The organism is Streptomyces sp. NPDC056987 (assembly GCF_042673865.1).
GTDB lineage: Bacteria > Actinomycetota > Actinomycetes > Streptomycetales > Streptomycetaceae > Streptomyces.
Window position 1 is genome coordinate 53,707 of record NZ_JBHURV010000050.1, and the last position, 17,574, is coordinate 71,280.

At 72.4% G+C, this 17,574-nt stretch carries 20 protein-coding genes and 1 pseudogene; 20 read left to right on the forward strand and 1 reads right to left on the reverse strand.

Annotated features, from left to right (window positions below):
* Positions 1–80: 80 nt before the first annotated feature.
* From hisD to ACFTZC_RS37150, 9 genes are all read left to right on the forward strand, one after another.
* Positions 81–1,412, forward strand: coding sequence for a histidinol dehydrogenase (gene hisD, locus ACFTZC_RS37110; RefSeq protein ID WP_382897799.1), 1,332 nt, complete (start codon positions 81–83; stop codon positions 1,410–1,412).
* Positions 1,409–2,566 (forward strand): histidinol-phosphate transaminase, encoded by a 1,158-nt coding sequence (locus tag ACFTZC_RS37115; protein ID WP_382897802.1) that lies wholly within the window; start codon positions 1,409–1,411, stop codon positions 2,564–2,566. The genes hisD and ACFTZC_RS37115 overlap by 4 nt, the downstream gene beginning before the upstream one ends.
* Positions 2,563–3,156, forward strand: coding sequence for an imidazoleglycerol-phosphate dehydratase HisB (gene hisB / locus ACFTZC_RS37120; RefSeq protein ID WP_382897804.1), 594 nt, complete (start codon positions 2,563–2,565; stop codon positions 3,154–3,156). Before ACFTZC_RS37115 ends, hisB begins: the two co-directional genes overlap by 4 nt.
* On the forward strand, positions 3,153–3,320 hold the full coding sequence (locus ACFTZC_RS37125) for a hypothetical protein (RefSeq protein ID WP_382897807.1): 168 nt from the start codon (positions 3,153–3,155) through the stop codon (positions 3,318–3,320). The genes hisB and ACFTZC_RS37125 overlap by 4 nt, the downstream gene beginning before the upstream one ends.
* Positions 3,317–3,958, forward strand: coding sequence for an imidazole glycerol phosphate synthase subunit HisH (gene hisH / locus ACFTZC_RS37130; RefSeq protein WP_382897809.1), 642 nt, complete (start codon positions 3,317–3,319; stop codon positions 3,956–3,958). Before ACFTZC_RS37125 ends, hisH begins: the two co-directional genes overlap by 4 nt.
* Positions 3,959–4,726 (forward strand): bifunctional 1-(5-phosphoribosyl)-5-((5-phosphoribosylamino)methylideneamino)imidazole-4-carboxamide isomerase/phosphoribosylanthranilate isomerase PriA, encoded by a 768-nt coding sequence (priA, locus tag ACFTZC_RS37135; protein ID WP_365806553.1) that lies wholly within the window; start codon positions 3,959–3,961, stop codon positions 4,724–4,726.
* Positions 4,723–5,145: a RidA family protein gene (locus ACFTZC_RS37140; RefSeq protein WP_382897812.1), complete on the forward strand. Its 423-nt coding sequence runs from the start codon at positions 4,723–4,725 to the stop codon at positions 5,143–5,145. The genes priA and ACFTZC_RS37140 overlap by 4 nt, the downstream gene beginning before the upstream one ends.
* Entirely contained in the window at positions 5,142–5,897 is a 756-nt protein-coding gene (gene hisF, locus ACFTZC_RS37145; protein WP_382897815.1) for an imidazole glycerol phosphate synthase subunit HisF, read from the forward strand. The genes ACFTZC_RS37140 and hisF overlap by 4 nt, the downstream gene beginning before the upstream one ends.
* Positions 5,898–6,359: 462 nt before the next feature.
* Positions 6,360–7,040, forward strand: coding sequence for a polysaccharide lyase family 7 protein (locus tag ACFTZC_RS37150; RefSeq protein WP_382897818.1), 681 nt, complete (start codon positions 6,360–6,362; stop codon positions 7,038–7,040).
* 116 nt (positions 7,041–7,156) lie between these two features.
* Here the strand turns inward: ACFTZC_RS37150 and ACFTZC_RS37155 are convergent, their stop codons facing one another.
* Positions 7,157–7,792, reverse strand: a complete 636-nt coding sequence (locus tag ACFTZC_RS37155; protein ID WP_382897821.1) for a TIGR03085 family metal-binding protein — start codon at positions 7,790–7,792, stop codon at positions 7,157–7,159.
* Positions 7,793–7,876: 84 nt separating this feature from the next.
* Here ACFTZC_RS37155 and hisI point away from each other — a divergent pair, with 84 nt between their 5' ends.
* From hisI to lgt, 11 genes and pseudogenes are all read left to right on the forward strand, one after another.
* Entirely contained in the window at positions 7,877–8,254 is a 378-nt protein-coding gene (gene hisI, locus ACFTZC_RS37160; RefSeq protein WP_382897824.1) for a phosphoribosyl-AMP cyclohydrolase, read from the forward strand.
* Between the two features lie 132 nt (positions 8,255–8,386).
* Positions 8,387–9,895 carry an anthranilate synthase component I gene (locus tag ACFTZC_RS37165; protein WP_382897826.1) on the forward strand — a complete coding sequence of 503 codons (1,509 nt, stop codon included), beginning with the start codon at positions 8,387–8,389 and terminating at the stop codon, positions 9,893–9,895.
* 107 nt (positions 9,896–10,002) lie between these two features.
* Positions 10,003–10,686: a TIGR02234 family membrane protein gene (locus ACFTZC_RS37170; protein ID WP_382897829.1), complete on the forward strand. Its 684-nt coding sequence runs from the start codon at positions 10,003–10,005 to the stop codon at positions 10,684–10,686.
* 126 nt (positions 10,687–10,812) lie between these two features.
* Positions 10,813–11,052: pseudogene (locus tag ACFTZC_RS37175) on the forward strand (HGxxPAAW family protein); the annotation flags it as partial.
* Between the two features lie 248 nt (positions 11,053–11,300).
* A complete protein-coding gene (locus ACFTZC_RS37180; RefSeq protein ID WP_382897832.1) occupies positions 11,301–11,813 on the forward strand; it encodes a DUF2752 domain-containing protein in 513 nt (170 codons plus the stop codon).
* A 174-nt stretch (positions 11,814–11,987) separates the two neighbouring features.
* Positions 11,988–12,797, forward strand: coding sequence for an indole-3-glycerol phosphate synthase TrpC (gene trpC, locus ACFTZC_RS37185; RefSeq protein ID WP_365806538.1), 810 nt, complete (start codon positions 11,988–11,990; stop codon positions 12,795–12,797).
* Between the two features lie 7 nt (positions 12,798–12,804).
* Entirely contained in the window at positions 12,805–13,014 is a 210-nt protein-coding gene (trpM, locus tag ACFTZC_RS37190; protein ID WP_382897835.1) for a tryptophan biosynthesis modulator TrpM, read from the forward strand.
* 193 nt (positions 13,015–13,207) lie between these two features.
* A complete protein-coding gene (trpB, locus tag ACFTZC_RS37195) occupies positions 13,208–14,494 on the forward strand; it encodes a tryptophan synthase subunit beta (protein ID WP_382897838.1) in 1,287 nt (428 codons plus the stop codon).
* Positions 14,491–15,303, forward strand: coding sequence for a tryptophan synthase subunit alpha (gene trpA / locus ACFTZC_RS37200; RefSeq protein WP_382897841.1), 813 nt, complete (start codon positions 14,491–14,493; stop codon positions 15,301–15,303). Before trpB ends, trpA begins: the two co-directional genes overlap by 4 nt.
* 99 nt (positions 15,304–15,402) lie before the next feature.
* Positions 15,403–16,377, forward strand: a complete 975-nt coding sequence (locus ACFTZC_RS37205) for a thioredoxin domain-containing protein (protein ID WP_382897844.1) — start codon at positions 15,403–15,405, stop codon at positions 16,375–16,377.
* Positions 16,378–16,497: 120 nt separating this feature from the next.
* Positions 16,498–17,511, forward strand: coding sequence for a prolipoprotein diacylglyceryl transferase (gene lgt / locus ACFTZC_RS37210; protein WP_382897846.1), 1,014 nt, complete (start codon positions 16,498–16,500; stop codon positions 17,509–17,511).
* The last annotated feature ends 63 nt before the right edge of the window (positions 17,512–17,574 follow it).

A 17,574-nucleotide genomic window follows, 5' to 3' on the forward strand; every position in this document is an offset into this window, starting at 1 on the left:
TGAGGAGTGGTGTCCGGGACATGTATCAGCCAGTGATACAGACGTCCGGCGCCCTGATCCGGTCTGCGAGAATTGACCCCGTGATCTCACGAATCGATCTGCGCGGCGACACCCTCCCCGAGGGCGTGGCTCTGCGTGACCTGCTGCCCCGAGCCGAGTTCGACGTGGCGGCCGCCCTGGAGAAGGTGCGGCCCCTCTGCGAGGACGTCCGCCATCGGGGCACGGCGGCGCTGATCGAGTCCGCGGCGAAGTTCGACGGGGTCGAGCTGGAGCACGTACGGGTGCCCGCCGCCGCCCTCGCCGATGCCCTGGCGGCGCTCGACCCCGACGTACGGGCCGCGCTGGAGGAGTCGATCCGCCGCGCCCGCCTGGTCCACCGCGCGCAGCGCCGTACCGCGCACACCACCCAGGTCGTGCCCGGCGGCACCGTCACCGAGAAGTGGGTCCCGGTGGAGCGCGTGGGCCTCTACGCGCCCGGCGGCCGGTCCGTCTACCCCTCCTCCGTGATCATGAACGTGGTGCCGGCGCAGGAGGCGGGCGTCCCGTCCATCGCGCTGGCCTCCCCCGCGCAGAAAGAGTTCGGCGGCCTGCCCCACCCGACGATCCTGGCCGCCTGCGCGCTGCTCGGTATCGACGAGGTGTACGCGGCGGGCGGCGCCTCCGCCGTCGCGATGTTCGCGTACGGCACGACGGGCCCCGACGGCTGCCCGCCGGCGAACATGGTCACCGGCCCCGGCAACATCTGGGTCGCCGCCGCCAAGCGCTACTTCACCGGCCGGATCGGCATCGACGCCGAGGCAGGACCCACCGAGATCGCCATCCTCGCGGACGACACCGCCGACCCGGTGCACGTCGCCGCCGACCTGATCAGCCAGGCCGAGCACGACCCGCTCGCCGCCGCCGTCCTCGTCACCGACTCCGCCGCACTGGCCGACGCCGTGGAGAAGGAGCTGGAGCCGCAGGTCGCGGCGACCAAGCACATCGAGGACCGGGTACGGCCCGCGCTCACCGGACGCCAGTCGGCCGTCGTGCTCGTCGACTCCGTCGAGGACGGCCTGCGCGTCGTGGACGCGTACGGCGCCGAACACCTGGAGATCCAGACCGCCGACGCCGCCGCCCTGGCCGGGCGGGTGCGCAACGCGGGCGCGATCTTCGTGGGCCCGTACGCGCCCGTCTCGCTCGGCGACTACTGCGCGGGCTCCAACCACGTCCTGCCGACCGGCGGCTGCGCCTGCCACTCCTCGGGCCTGTCCGTCCAGTCCTTCCTGCGCGGCATCCACATCGTCGACTACAGCGAGGACGCCCTCGCCGAGGTCGCCCACCATGTGGTGACGCTGGCGGAGGCGGAGGATCTGCCCGCGCACGGCGCGGCGCTCAAGGCAAGGTTCGGATGGAAGGTACCCGGCAAGTGAGCACCACCCAGACACCCGAGCCGCCGCCCCGGCCGCTCGGGATCGACGACCTGCCCGTACGGGACGAGCTGCGCGGCAAGTCCCCCTACGGCGCGCCCCAGCTCGACGTCCCCGTACAGCTGAACACCAACGAGAACCCGTACCCGCTCCCCGAGGCGCTCGTCGAGCGGATCGCCGAGCGGGTCCGCGAGGCGGCCCGCGGGCTCAACCGCTACCCCGACCGGGACGCGGTCGAACTGCGCACGCGGCTCGCCGACTACCTCACCCGCACCGGCCTGGCGGGCACCGCGGTGCCCCCGCTGACCGCCGCGCAGGTCTGGGCCGCCAACGGCTCCAACGAGGTCATCCAGCAGCTGTTGCAGACCTTCGGCGGCCCCGGCCGCACCGCCATCGGCTTCGAGCCCTCGTACTCCATGCACGGACTCATCGCGCGGGGCACCGGCACCGGCTGGATCTCAGGGCCGCGCAACGAGGACTTCACCATCGACGTCGCCGCGGCGCGCGAGGCGATCACCGCGCACCGGCCCGACGTCGTCTTCGTCACCTCGCCCAACAACCCCACGGGCACCGCGGTCGGCGCCGACGCCGTCCTCGCGCTGTACGAGGCCGCCCAGGCGGTCCGCCCGACGCTGGTCGTCGTCGACGAGGCGTACGTCGAGTTCAGCCACCGCCCCTCCCTGCTGCCGCTGATCGAGGGCCGCCCGCTCCTCGTCGTCTCCCGCACGATGTCCAAGGCGTTCGGCGCGGCCGGACTGCGCCTCGGCTACCTCGCCGCGCACCCCGCCGTGGTCGACGCCGTCCAGCTGGTGCGCCTGCCGTACCACCTCTCCGCCGTCACCCAGGCCACCGCGCTCGCCGCGCTGGAGCACACCGATACGCTGCTCGGGTACGTCGAGACGCTCAAGGCCGAGCGGGACCGGCTGGTCGGGGAGTTGCGGGCCCTCGGGTTCGACGTCACCGAATCGGACGCGAACTTCGTCCAGTTCGGCCGCTTCGAGGACTCCCGCACGGCCTGGCGGCAGATCCTCGACCGGGGGGTCCTCATCCGTGACAACGGCGTACCGGGCTGGCTGCGGGTGACCGCGGGCACCCCGTCCGAGAACGACGCGTTCCTCGACGCGGTACGTGATCTCAAGAAGGAGCAGAGCGCATGAGCCGCATCGGCCGCGTGGAACGCACGACGAAGGAGACCTCCGTCGTCGTCGAGATAGATCTCGACGGCAGCGGAAAGGTCGATGTGTCGACCGGGGTCGGCTTCTACGACCACATGCTCGACCAGCTCGGCCGGCACGGCCTGTTCGACCTCACGGTGAAGACCGAGGGCGACCTCCACATCGACTCGCACCACACCATCGAGGACACCGCCCTCGCGCTCGGCGCCGCCTTCAAACAGGCCCTCGGCGACAAGGTCGGCATCTACCGCTTCGGCAACTGCACGGTGCCGCTGGACGAGTCGCTCGCCCAGGTCACCGTCGACCTCTCGGGCCGCCCGTACCTCGTGCACACCGAGCCCGAGACGATGGCGCCGATGATCGGCGCGTACGACACGACGATGACCCGGCACATCCTGGAGTCCTTCGTCGCCCAGGCCCAGATCGCCCTGCACGTCCACGTCCCGTACGGGCGCAACGCGCACCACATCGTGGAGTGCCAGTTCAAGGCGCTCGCCCGCGCCCTGCGGTACGCCTCCGAGCGCGACCCGCGCGCCGCCGGAATCCTTCCTTCGACCAAGGGCGCGCTGTGACCGGTCTGTCGACCATCCTGATCGTCGTGGGGCTCTTCCTCGCCGGCGGTGTGTACTCCTTCCACAAGCAGAAGCTGCCCATGGGCGTGATCGTGCTGCTGGGACTCTGCTCCGTGCTCTGCCTGGTGGCGGGCGTCCTGCGGATCCAAGGACTCTGGGGATGACCGACAACAAGAGCGTGGTGGTCTTCGACTACGGGTTCGGCAACGTCCGCTCGGCCGAGCGCGCCCTCGCCCGCGCCGGGGCCGACGTGGAGATCACCCGCGACTTCGACCGGGCGATGAACGCCGACGGGCTGCTCGTCCCCGGCGTCGGCGCCTTCTCCGCCTGCATGAAGGGGCTCACCGCCGCGCGCGGCGACTGGATCATCGGCCGCAGGCTGGCCGGCGGCCGTCCCGTCATGGGGATCTGCGTCGGCATGCAGATCCTCTTCGACCGCGGCATCGAGCACGGCGTGGAGAGCGAGGGGCTCGGCGAGTGGCCGGGCACCGTCGGGCCGCTGAAGGCCCCCGTCGTCCCGCACATGGGGTGGAACACCGTCGAGGCGCCGGACGACAGCCGGCTGTTCGCCGGGCTCGACCCCGACGCCCGGTTCTACTTCGTGCACTCGTACGCCGCGCGGGAGTGGAGCCTGGAAGTCACCAACGCCAAGATCCGCGCCCCCCGGGTCACCTGGGCCACCCACGGCGAGCCGTTCGTGGCGGCCGTGGAGAACGGCGCCCTGTGGGCCACCCAGTTCCACCCCGAGAAGTCCGGCGACGCCGGCGCCGAGTTGCTGACCAACTGGATCGGAACCCTCTGAATGTCTTCTGTACCGAATGCGCCGAAGTCCGATGTGCCGCGGCTCCCGAAGCTGGAACTCCTCCCCGCCGTCGACGTCCGCGACGGCCAGGCCGTACGGCTCGTCCACGGCGAGTCCGGTTCGGAGACCTCGTACGGCTCCCCGCTCGAAGCCGCCCTCACCTGGCAGCGCGCCGGCGCCGAGTGGCTGCACCTCGTCGACCTCGACGCGGCCTTCGGCACCGGTGACAACCGGAAGCTGATCGCCGAGGTCGCCGACGCCATGGACATCAAGGTCGAACTGTCCGGCGGCATCCGCGACGACGCCTCGCTCGCCGCGGCCCTCGCCACCGGCTGCACCCGCGTCAACCTCGGCACGGCCGCGCTGGAGACCCCGGAGTGGGTCGCCCGGATCATCGCCGAGCACGGCGACAAGATCGCGGTCGGCCTCGACGTCCGCGGTACGACCCTGCGCGGCCGCGGCTGGACCCGTGACGGCGGCGACCTCTACGAGACGCTGGCCCGGCTGGACTCCGAGGGGTGCGCGCGGTACGTCGTCACCGACATCGCCAAGGACGGCACCCTCCAGGGCCCCAACCTGGAGCTGTTGAAGAACGTCTGCGCCGCGACCGACAAGCCCGTCGTCGCCTCCGGCGGCGTCTCCTCCCTCGACGACCTGCGGGCCATCGCCACGCTGGTGCCCGAGGGCGTCGAGGGAGCGATCGTCGGCAAGGCCCTGTACGCCGAGGCGTTCACCCTGGAAGAGGCGCTCGCGGCGGTGTCCGGATGAGCGACGACCCCGCGGCCGTACGGAGGATCTCCTCCGGCGGCCCCTGGGAGGAGTCCTTCGGCTACTCCCGCGCGGTGGAACTGCCGAACGGGCTCGTCCTGGTCTCCGGCTGCACGTCGGTGGTCGACGGCCGGATCGCGGAGGGCGGCCCGTACGAGCAGACCGTCACCGCGTTCGGCGTGGCGCTCGGGGCGCTGAAGGAGCTGGGGCTCGGCGCCGAGCACGTCGTACGGACCCGGATGTACCTCACCCACGTACGGGACGCGGACGAGGTCGGCCGCGCCCACAAGGAACTCTTCGACGCGGTGCGGCCCGCCGCCTCCATGCTCGTGGTGGCGGGACTGATCGACCCGAGCCTGGTGGTCGAGGTCGAGGTCGAGGCGTACCGCGGACCCGGCGAGCGCGGAGGTGCCGCATGACCCTGGCCGTACGGGTGATCCCCTGCCTCGACGTCGACCAGGGCCGGGTCGTCAAGGGCGTCAACTTCCAGAACCTGCGCGACGCGGGCGACCCGGTCGAGATGGCCCGGCTGTACGACGCCGAGGGCGCCGACGAGCTGACCTTCCTCGACATCACCGCCTCGTCGGGCGACCGCGAGACGACCTACGACGTGGTGCGCCGCACGGCGGAGCAGGTCTTCATCCCGCTCACGGTCGGCGGCGGCGTACGGACCGCCGAGGACGTCGACAAGCTGCTGCGGGCGGGCGCGGACAAGGTCGGCGTCAACACGGCGGCCATCGCCCGCCCCGAGCTGATCCGCGAGATCGCCGAGCGCTTCGGACGCCAGGTCCTCGTGCTGTCGGTCGACGCGCGCCGCACCCCGTCGGGATCCTTCGAGGTCACCACCCACGGCGGCCGCAGGGGCACCGGCCTGGACGCCGTCGAGTGGGCCCACGAGGCGGCGGAGCTGGGCGCGGGCGAGATCCTGCTCAACTCGATGGACGCCGACGGCACCAAGGACGGCTACGACACCGAGATGATCGCGGCCGTACGCGCCCACGTCACCGTCCCGGTCATCGCCTCGGGCGGCGCGGGGAAACTCGCCCACTTCGCCCCGGCGGTCGAGGCGGGCGCCGACGCCGTACTGGCGGCCTCGGTCTTCCACTTCGGCGATCTGCGCATCGGCGAGGTCAAGGACGCACTGCGGCAGGCGGGCCGGCCGGTGCGGTGACACCCGCGCCACCCGCGCCCGGCCCGTCCGGTACGCACCGAGGGCCCCGCCGCGGCAGTCGCGGCGGGGCCCTCGGGCGTGCCGCGCCTTCATCATCGTCCTCCGGAATCCGAGGAATCCGAGGAATCCGAGGAATCCGACAGGTTGCCGAAATCGCCGGCAGGTCGCATCGACGTATCCCTCGATTCCCTTCGATTCCCCTCGATACATCGGGTGTGTCGGGGAACCTAGGCGTGTTACGTGCACCTGTCAATGAGGGTGTGGGTGGCGGATTCGGGCCATAAATCGGCGATCATCGGTCGGATATGGCCGTTGTGGCCAGGCGAGGCGATCGCTCTGAAGCCCTTGACTCCTCCGATGTATTGGTGTTGCCTGCCCCTCGCGTTCCTCGCACGACATCACGGGCGGCTCCCCACGGGACCCGTCCCGACCGACCCACTCCCTCACCGGAAAGGGCACCTGATGAACCGGAGAAACGTCTTACGGGCCGGGGCCGGCCTGCTGGCCGGCGGGGCCGCGCTCGCCCTGCCGCCGGCCCTGCCCGCCGGCGCCGTCACGGCCGCCGACCCGACCGACGGATGGACGCCGACGGCGTTCACGTACAGCTGGCAGAAACCCTGGAACCTCGATCTCGCCGACCGGCACAGCTCCAGCGGCGGCGTCCACCGGATGTGGGTGTACTCCACCGACGAGCCCTTCCAGGAGGGCAGCACCACCGACCCGCGCACCGAGATGCGCTGGAAGGGCGACTACTCCACGGGCAACCACATGTGGGACGCGGACGTCTATCTCCCGTCCGGCACCGACGGGGCCTCGTTCGTCCAGATCCTCCGGGGCGTCCACCCCGCGGGCACTCCCGCCACGGACATCATGCTCAACGTCTTCGACACCAACGGCGGCACCGTACGGCGCTACGACGGCACGGTGCTCAGGACGGGCGCGTACAACACCTGGTTCAACGTGAAGATCGCCCACACGGCGAGCTCGGGCACCGGCTCCATCAAGGTCTACTTCGACGACTCGCTCGTTCTGACCGTCGCCGACCGGGGACCCGCCACCCGCTACTTCAAGAACGGCGTCTACCACCACGGATCCGGCCGCGCCGAGGCCCGCTTCCGCAACATCTCCTACTGGACACGGTGATCCCCCGGACACGGTGACCGGGGCGCGCGACGGGGGCCGCCGGGCCGCGCCTCTCCGGGGAACTCACCGGACCGGTCCGGTCCGGCGGCCCCTCCCGTCACGTGGTGCCCGGCTCCTTACGCGAACCCCAGCTTGGCGCCCTGCACCCGGTCGATCGCTTCCTTCTCGCCCTCCAGCTCGACCCTCGCCGCCTCCTGCCGCCCCGACAGGAACAGCAGCAGCTCGCCCGGCTCGCCCGTCGCCGTCACCACCGGGGTGCCCCGGTGCGCCACCGCCGTCTGGCCGTCCGGGCGGCGCAGCACCAGACCCACCGGGGACTTGCGGCCCATCAGCCGGCCGCCCTTCTCCAGCCTCGACCACAGGGTGTCGGCGAAGACGCGGTCCACCTCCCGGGGTGTCCAGTCGGGCTGTGCCCGCCGGACGTCCTCCGTGTGGATGTAGAACTCCACCGTGTTCGCCACCTCGTCGAGCTGCTTGATGCCGTACGGCGACATCTTCGGCGGCCCCGTCCTGATGAGCTGGATCAGTTCCTCGTACGGCTTCGCGACATACTCGGCCTGCACCCGCTCCAGGCGGTCGTTGAGCGCCGTCAGCATCATCCCGGCCGCGGCGTCGGGGCGGCGTTCGCGCACCACCACGTGGGCCGCGAGATCGCGGGTCAGCCAGCCGTCGCAGAGCGTCGGGGCATCGGGGCCCGCCGCCTCCAACAGGTCGGCGAGCAGAAGTCGTTCACGCTTTGCATGGGTCGACATGTGTCCAGCGTACGGCGGCCGGATCGCGTCCGCCCAGTGGACGCCCCACCCGGGGAACCGGGCGGGCGCGGCACAATGGGCCCTATGACCAGCACGACCGGGGACGCGTCCCCCACCGGAGGGCTCGACCCCGCCATCTCCGCCCGTCTCAAGCGCAGCGCCGACGGACTGGTCCCGGCGATCGCCCAGCAGTACGACACCGGCGAGGTGCTGATGCTCGGCTGGATGGACGACGAGGCCCTGCACCGCACGCTGACCACCGGCCGCTGCACCTACTGGTCCCGCAGCCGCCGGGAGTACTGGGTGAAGGGGGACACCTCCGGCCACGTCCAGCACGTGAAGTCCGTCGCCCTGGACTGCGACGCGGACACCGTCCTCGTCCAGGTCGACCAGGTCGGCGCCGCCTGCCACACCGGCGCGCGCACCTGCTTCGACGCGGACGTCCTGCCCCTGGGCGAGTGAGTCCGCGGCCTTCCGCGACACCCTTCGGACGGCTGAGCCCGCCGCCCGGCGGGCGGGCCCGTTCGTCGCACCCCCCGTGCGCCCGTCGCGCACCCTACGCCCCCGTACCCACACCGAGTAGGGTCAGCCGCCATGGACCTTGAGACCTTCCGCAAGCTGGCGGTGGACCGCCGCGTCATCCCCGTCAGCCGGCGCCTCCTCGCGGACGGCGACACCCCGGTCGGCCTGTACCGCAAGCTCGCCGGCGAACGCGCCGGCACCTTCCTGCTGGAGTCCGCCGAGAACGGCCGCTCCTGGTCCCGCTACTCGTTCATCGGGGTACGGTCGGCCGGCACCCTCACCGCGCGCGACGGGCGGACGCACTGGCTGGGTACGCCGCCGGTCGGCGTCCCCGTCGACGGTGACCCGCTGGCCGCCCTGCGCGCCACCGTCGAGACCCTCCACACCCCCCGCGACCTCGCCTCCGGCATGCCGCCCTTCACCGGCGGCATGGTCGGCTACCTCGGGTACGACATCGTCCGCCGGCTGGAGAAGATCGGCGACCACGCCCGCGACGATCTGCGCATCCCCGAGCTGACCATGCTGCTCACCTCGGATCTCGCGGTCCTCGACCACTGGGACGGCTCCGTCCTGCTGATCGCCAACGCGATCAACCACAACGATCTCGACACCGGCGTGGACGAGGCGTACGCGGACGCCGTCGCCCGGCTCGACGCGATGGCCGCCGATCTCGACCGGCCGGTCCACTCGCCGCCCGTCGAACTGCCCGCTTCCGAGCTGCCCGCGTACTCGGCGCTGTGGGGCGGCCCCGCCTACCAGGACGCCGTCGAGGACATCAAGGAGCGGATCAGGGCGGGCGAGGCCTTCCAGGTCGTCCCCTCCCAGCGGTTCGAGACGCCCGTCACCGCGAGCGCGCTCGACGTGTACCGGGTGCTGCGGGCCACCAACCCGAGCCCGTACATGTACCTCTTCCGCTTCCCCGCCACCGAGGAGGGCGGGACCGGCTTCGACGTCGTCGGCTCCAGCCCGGAGGCGCTCGTCAAGGTGGAGGACGGCCACGCGATGGTCCACCCCATCGCCGGTACCCGGCCGCGCGGCGCCACCCCGCAGGAGGACCAGGCGCTCGCCGACGAACTCCTCGCCGACCCCAAGGAGCGCGCCGAGCACCTGATGCTCGTCGACCTCGGCCGCAACGACCTCGGCCGGGTCTGCGAGCCGGGCAGCGTCGAGGTCGTCGACTTCATGTCGGTCGAGCGGTACTCCCACGTCATGCACATCGTCTCCACCGTGACGGGCCGGGTCGCCAAGAGCCGTACCGCCTTCGACGTGCTGACCGCCTGCTTCCCGGCGGGCACCCTCTCCGGCGCGCCCAAGCCGCGCGCCATGCAGATCATCGACGAGCTGGAGCCCACCCGGCGGGGACTGTACGGCGGGTGCGTCGGCTACCTCGACTTCGCCGGTGACTCGGACACGGCCATCGCCATCCGTACGGCGCTGCTGCGCGACGGTACGGCCTACGTCCAGGCGGGCGCGGGCGTCGTCGCGGACTCCGACCCGGTCTCGGAGGACACCGAGTGCCGCAACAAGGCGGCGGCGGTGCTCCGGGCCGTCCACACCGCGAACCGGCTGAGCGGCGCGTGAGCGAGGGCGCGAGCGGCATGTGGGCGCGTGGCGCGGGACGGGGTGAGACGCCCGGGGAGCGTCGCGGCGGGCCCCGGGCTCCGGGGGGTTTGCGGCGGTAGGGGATAGTGGGATACGTGAGTGCCGTACCCGTACCCCAGCCCCGTACCTCCGCAGGCTCCGCGGCCGCCGATTCCCGCGGCAGCCGCCGCAGTCTCGGCGCGGCCCTGCTCCTCGGCGCGCTCGGCGCCGCCGTGGTGCTGATCGCCTCCGGCCAGACCTGGGCCGAGGGCGCGGCGGCCATCGGCGGCGGTTCGCTGCCGCTCGACGCCGACGGCCGTGACATCACCGGCGTGCCCGCCGCCCTCGCGATCGTCGGCCTCGCCGCGCTCGTCGCCGTCTTCGCCGTCCGGGGGGCCGGGCGGCGGCTGGTCGCCGCGCTGCTCGCCCTGAGCGGTACGGGGGCGGCCGTCGCCGCGTTCCTGGGTGCCTCCGACCGCGGGGCGCTCGACGAGAAGGCCGCGCAGACCACCGGCGACACCGCCGCCACGGTCTCCGGGCTGAGCCACACCGCGTGGCCCTACGTGACCACGGCGGGCGGCGCGCTGATCCTCCTCGCGGGCGTGCTCGCCGTCGTGTACGGCCGCCGCTGGCCCGCGATGTCCGGCCGGTACGAGCGGCCCGGCCAGGCCGCCGCGGCCGGGCCGGGCGGCGGCCGCGGCGCCCGCAAGGCACCCGTGGTGGACCCCGACCGGCCCGAGGACCTCTGGAAGGCCCTGGACCGCGGCGAGGATCCGACCCGCGAGAGCTGACTCACACCGAGACCCCCCGAAGCCGTCCGGCCCGCGCATGCGGGACAATATGCGCTGAGCGTCCGGCTCACCCAGCGCATCCGACCCACCCCAGCGCATCCGGCGCAACAGCAACGAGGAGAACTCATGGCGGGCAGCAGCCACGGACACACCCCGGCGGCCTGGACCGGCGTCACCATCGCCTTCATCGGCTTCTGCATCTCGGGAGTCGGCATGGTGGCGGTCAACTTCCTCGCGTTCTACGGCGGCCTCGCCGTCGTCCTGCTCGGCTGGGTCGTCGGCATGGCGATGCGGGCTGCGGGCATGGGCATGCCGAAGGAGTCGCCGGAGCTGGCCGCTGCCCGTAACGCGGCGGCGAACAAGCAGGTCAACCTGCGCTCCGAGGACGTCCGGGCGCAGATCCTCGGCCAGGCCGACGCCCACCAGCACGAGCGGCACGAGGCCGCCGCGCCGCTCGCGGGACAGGCGCAGGCCCAGACCGTCTGATCCCCGTACCCCGGGGTCCCATGGCGGCGCCGGCGGTCCACCGCGATGTCCCCGGCGGCCCGCCGCACACGACGCAGTCCGGCGAGGCCGGGCTGCGTCTTTCCGTGGGGAGAGGGGACAATCACCGCGTGGACCATGCGCCGAACGCCCCGCACCCGCCCGCCGCGCCGCCGCCGGGCGACCCACGGCAGCCGCCGCCCGCGCCGTACGGGGCGCCCGCGCCGTACGAGGTGCCGCAGTCGGCGTCCCGGGTCAGGCGGCTGCTGGCGCCGCTCGCCGCCCTCGCGGGGGCCGCCGCCGCGTTCGCGTACGTCGGCCTGGTCGACCCGAACGAATCCGGCCACTACCCGCCCTGCCCGCTCTACAGCCTCACCGGTCTCTACTGCCCCGGCTGCGGCGGCCTGCGCGGTGCCCACGCCCTGGCCCAGGGCGACCCGCTGACCGCGTTCGGCGACAACGCGCTGGCCCTCGTGGGCTACGTGATCTTCGCGGTGGTGTGGGTGATCTGGGTGGTAAGAGCCGCAAAAGCGCTCCCCCTGCGCATCACCCAGCGCCCCCTGTGGTGGTGGACGCTCGGTGCCGTGCTCGTGGCCTTCAGTGTCATCAGAAACATGCCTTTCGGCTCGTGGCTCGCGCCATGATGGGCCCCGGGAGCGGCACGCTCGGCCGACCGGATGCGGGCCCTTCGGCCACTTCCGGCTAGCATCGGGAGGGCCGGACCCCACGACATGGCCGAACAGCGCCCGATGGCAGCTCCGGCCACCGTCGGTACGATCCGAACTGAACCGCACCCGTCCCGGAAGGGGGCCGCTCGCGTGAGTGTGCTCGACGAGATCATCGACGGCGTACGCGCCGACCTCGCAGAGCGGCAGGCGCGTGTCGGCCTCGACGAGCTCAAGGAGCGCGCGGCCAAGGCGCCCCAGGCGAAGGACGGCCTCGCCGCGCTGAGCGGCGAGGGTGTCCAGGTCATCTGCGAGGTCAAGCGCTCCAGCCCGTCCAAGGGCGCGCTCGCCGCGATCGCCGACCCCGCCGGCCTCGCCGCCGACTACGAGGCGGGCGGCGCCGCCGTCATCTCCGTACTGACCGAGCAGCGCCGCTTCGGCGGCTCGCTGGCCGACCTGGAGGCGGTCCGCGCCCGGGTCGACATCCCGGTCCTGCGCAAGGACTTCATCGTCACCTCGTACCAGCTCTGGGAGGCGCGCGCGCACGGCGCCGACCTGGCGCTGCTGATCGTCGCCGCGCTCGAACAGCCGGCGCTGGTCTCGCTGATCGAGCGGGCCGTGTCCATCGGGCTCACCCCGATCGTGGAGGTCCACGACGAGGAGGAGACCGAGCGCGCCGTGGACGCCGGGGCGAAGGTCATCGGCGTCAACGCGCGCGACCTGAAGACCCTCAAGGTCGACCGCTCCACGTTCGAGCGGGTCGCCCCGGAGATCCCGGCCGGCATCCTGAAGATCGCCGAGTCGGGGGTGCGCGGGCCGCACGACCTGATCGCGTACGCCAACGCCGGGGCCGACGCCGTACTCGTCGGCGAGTCCCTGGTCACCGGCCGTGACCCGAAGTCCGCGGTCGCGGACCTGGTCGCCGCGGGCGCGCACCCCGCGCTCCGGCACGGGAGGGACTGACCCCGCCATGCCCGCCGCCGTCCGCTCCGCGGTCCCGACGCCGGACGCCCACGCGCCGCTCGCGCGCGGGTGCCGTCCGCGGGGCTGCCGCGCGCCGGCCCGGCGGGTGCACGGACGGCGGGTGCGGTACGTGATCGGTGACGAGCCCGGCCAGGTCAACGGAATGCGATGGCGTCGCACCACCGCGCCCCAGACCCCCGCACCCGCCGACCGGTAGGTCCGGGTCGCCCGTGACCGGCAGGTCCGGGTCATCCGTCGACCGGCAGGTCCGGGTGGGTCTTGGCGCGGTGCGCGCCGGAGCAGGTGATCGTACGCGCCCCACGCGTCCAGGAGGACGCTTCCTCTCGCGGCGATGACGCCTGCCCGACGCGCCACGGTGCCCTCCGTCCGCTGTTCCGAGGAGTTCCCGCGTGTCCGAGTCATCATTCTTCATTCCCGACCCCGAGGGTCAGGTCCCCAGCGCCGAGGGGTACTTCGGTGCCTTCGGCGGCAAGTTCATCCCCGAGGCGCTCGTCGCCGCCGTCGACGAGGTCGCCGTCGAGTACGAGAAGGCGAAGGGCGACCCCGCCTTCGTCGCCGAGCTGGGCGACCTCCTGGTCAACTACACCGGTCGGCCCAGCGCGCTGACCGACGTCCCCCGGTTCGCCGAGCACGCCGGCGGCGCGCGGATCTTCCTCAAGCGCGAGGACCTGAACCACACCGGTTCACACAAGATCAACAACGTGCTCGGCCAGGCCCTGCTGACCCGGCGGATGGGCAAGACCCGGGTCATCGCCGAGACCGGCGCCGGACAGCACGGGGTCGCCACCGCGACCGCGTGCGCGCTGTTCGGCCTCGAATGCACCATCTACATGGGCGAGATCGACACGCAGCGCCAGGCCCTGAACGTGGCCAGGATGCGGATGCTGGGCGCCGAGGTCATCCCGGTGAAGTCCGGCAGCCGGACGCTGAAGGACGCCATCAACGAGGCGTTCCGCGACTGGGTGGCCAATGTCGACCGTACGCACTACCTGTTCGGCACGGTCGCGGGCCCGCACCCCTTCCCCGCCATGGTCCGCGACTTCCACCGCGTCATCGGTGTCGAGGCCCGCCGCCAGATCCTGGAGCGCGCCGGACGGCTGCCCGACGCCGCCGTGGCGTGCGTGGGCGGCGGTTCGAACGCGATCGGCCTCTTCCACGCGTTCATCCCCGACGCGGGCGTCCGCCTGGTGGGGTGCGAGCCCGCCGGCCACGGTGTCGAGACCGGCGAGCACGCCGCCACCCTGACGGCGGGCGAGCCCGGCGTCCTGCACGGTTCGCGCTCGTACGTCCTCCAGGACGAGGAGGGCCAGATCACCGAGCCGTACTCGATCTCCGCCGGGCTCGACTACCCGGGCATCGGCCCGGAGCACGCGTACCTCAAGGACAGCGGGCGCGGCGAGTACCGGGCCGTGACCGACGACGACGCGATGCGGGCGCTGCTGCTGCTCTCGCGCACCGAGGGCATCATCCCGGCGATCGAGAGCGCGCACGCGCTGGCCGGAGCGCTGGAGCTGGGGCGTGAGCTGGGGAAGGACGGCCTGATCGTCGTCAACCTCTCCGGGCGCGGCGACAAGGACATGGACACCGCGGCCAAGTACTTCGGCCTATACGACGAGGACAACGGCAGCGGCGCCGGCAACGGCACCGGTAACGGCAACGGGGAGGACGCCAAGTGAGCGGGAACATCGGGCTGCTGAACGACACCCTCGCGGGCGCCAGGGCCGAGAACCGGGCCGCGCTGATCGCCTACCTCCCGGCGGGCTTCCCCACCGTGGACGGCGGCATCGCCGCCGTGAAGGCGGTCTTCGACGGCGGCGCCGACATCGTCGAGGTCGGGCTGCCGCACAGTGACCCCGTGCTCGACGGCCCCGTCATCCAGACCGCCGACGACATCGCGCTGCGCGGCGGCGTGAAGATCGCCGACGTGATGCGCACGGTCCGTGAGGCGTACGAGGCGACCGGCAAGCCGGTGCTGGTGATGACGTACTGGAACCCGATCGACCGGTACGGCGTCGAGCGGTTCACCGCCGAGCTGGCCGAGGCGGGCGGCGCCGGGTGCATCCTGCCCGACCTGCCCGTCCAGGAGTCCGCCGTGTGGCGCGAACACGCCGGCAAGCACGGTCTGGCGACCGTCTTCGTGGTGGCGCCCAGCAGCAAGGACGCGCGGCTGGCCACGATCACCGCGGCCGGCAGCGGTTTCGTCTACGCGGCCTCGCTGATGGGCGTCACCGGCACGCGGACCTCCGTGGGCCTGGAGGCGCGGAACCTGGTGGAGCGGACCCGCGCCACCACCGACCTGCCGGTCTGCGTCGGACTCGGGGTGTCCAACGCCGAGCACGCCGCGGAGGTCGCGGGGTTCGCGGACGGCGTGATCGTGGGCTCCGCGTTCGTCCAGCGGATGCTGGACGCCCCCGACGCGGCGACGGGGCTGGTCGCGGTGCGTGAACTCGCCGCTGAGCTGGCCGAGGGCGTCCGCAAGCGCTGACCCCGGGCGCCCGGGAACATCGGGCGGAAGGGTCACCCGTACGGGTGGAAGTGGGACCGGGGAGGTGCGGAGGCACCTCCCCGGTTCGTTGCTGTGGGCGTGAGCGAGAAGAACCGTGAGGCAAAGAGGAGCGCGAGAGAGCGGCTCCAGCAGGAACGCGTGGCGGACCGGGCGCGGGAGAAGCGCAGGCGCACGCTGATCATGGCGGCGACCGTGGCCGGCGTGCTCGGCATGGTCGGCGTCGTCGGTGTGATCGCGGCGAACGTGAAGAAGGACAGGGAAATCGAAGCGGCGGGTGCGGCGAGCGCGCCGTCCGGTGTGAACGGCAAGGACGACCTGGCGATCCCTGTGGGGGCGACGGACGCGCCGGCCACCCTCACGGTGTACGAGGACTTCCGCTGCCCGGCCTGCGCCCAGTTCGAGAACGGCTTCCGGCGGGTGATCCACGAGCTGGAGCGGTCGGGCGAGCTGAAGGTCGAGTACCACCTCGCGACGATCATCGACGGCAACATGGGCGGCACGGGCTCGCTGCGCGCGGCCAACGCCGCCGCGTGCGCGCAGGACGCCGGCAAGTTCCCCCCGTACCACGACGTTCTCTACGCGAACCAGCCGCTGGAGACGGACGACGCCTTCGCGAGCAACGACAAGCTGCTGGAGCTGGCGGGCAAGGTGCCGGGCCTGGAGTCGGCGCCCGGCTTCCGCCAGTGCGTGGAGAAGGGCGGGCACGACCAGTGGGTGGACAAGGCCGCCGAGGCGTTCCGCACGGGCGGTTTCTCCGGGACGCCGACCGTGCTGCTCAACGGTGAGGCGGTCTTCCCGAAGAAGGGGAGCGAGAACATCACCCCGGAGAACCTGAAGAAGTGGGTCAAGGAGGCCAACAAGGACAAGAAGCCGGGCACGGCCACGCCCACGGCACCGTCCTCGATCCCGGCGGGAGCCCCGGAGCGGGAGGGGCGGGGCCCCGACGAGGCACCGGCTTCGGAGTCAGCCTCGGACGCCCCGGGCGCCCCGGAGCCGGCGGCGCACTCGGCGACGGTCCCCGAGGCCCGGCCCGGGGAGCAGCCCGCCGCCTGAGACCGGGGACGGCCACCGGCGCCGACCGCGCCCCGAGGGAAAAAAGTCGGCCGGGAGGGACATCCGGATGCCGGGCGGGTTGCCGCAGCTCCCGCCCGGCACTGTACCGTCGGTTCTGCCATGGACCTTGCCTACATTCCCAGCCCGTCGACCGGAGTGCTCCATCTCGGACCACTACCGCTGCGCGGCTATGCGTTCTGCATCATCATCGGTGTCTTCGTCGGCGTCTGGTACGGCGGCAAGCGCTGGGTCGCCCGGGGCGGAAAGGTCGGCACGGTGGCCGACATCGCCGTCTGGGCGGTGCCCTTCGGACTCGTCGGCGGCCGTCTCTACCACGTGATCACCGATTACCAGCTCTACTTCAGCGAGGGAGAGAACTGGGTCGACGCCTTCAAGATCTGGGAGGGCGGCCTCGGGATCTGGGGCGCGATCGCGCTGGGCGCGGTCGGTGCCTGGATCGGCTGCCGCCGCCGGGGGATCCCCCTCCCGGCGTACGCGGACGCCATCGCCCCCGGGATCGTGCTCGCTCAGGCCATCGGCCGCTGGGGCAACTGGTTCAACCAGGAGCTGTACGGGAAGCCGACGGATCTGCCGTGGGCACTGAAGATCAGCGCGGGCCCGAACCGGGAAGCCGGTCTCTACCACCCGACCTTCCTCTACGAGTCGCTGTGGTGCGTCGCCGTCGCGCTCTTCGTCGTCTGGGCCGACCGCCGCTTCAAGCTCGGTCACGGCAGGGTCTTCGCCCTGTACGTCGCCGCGTACTGCGTGGGGCGTGCCTGGATCGAGTACATGCGCGTCGACGAGGCACACCACATCCTGGGCCTCCGGCTGAACGTCTGGACGGCTGCGCTCGTCTTCCTGCTCGCGGTTGCCTACATCGTCATCTCGTCGCGGCTCCGGCCGGGGCGCGAGGAGATCGTGGAGCCCGACCTGGAGGCGAAGGCGGACGGTGACGGGGCCGGGAAGACGGACGCGAAGGCGGACGCGAAGACGGCCACCGGGTCCGAGGCGAAGGCGGATGCCACGTCCGACGCGAAGGCGGCGGGGACCTCCGGCGGGAAGTTCGGCAAGGACGCCGCGACGGACACCGCCACGGATTCCCCGGCCGGGGCCGGGAAGACCGGCAAGGGCTGAGCAGGAGCCACGAGGCACGAGGCAACGAGGTACGGCGACGGCCCGGCCCCCCCCACCAGGGGC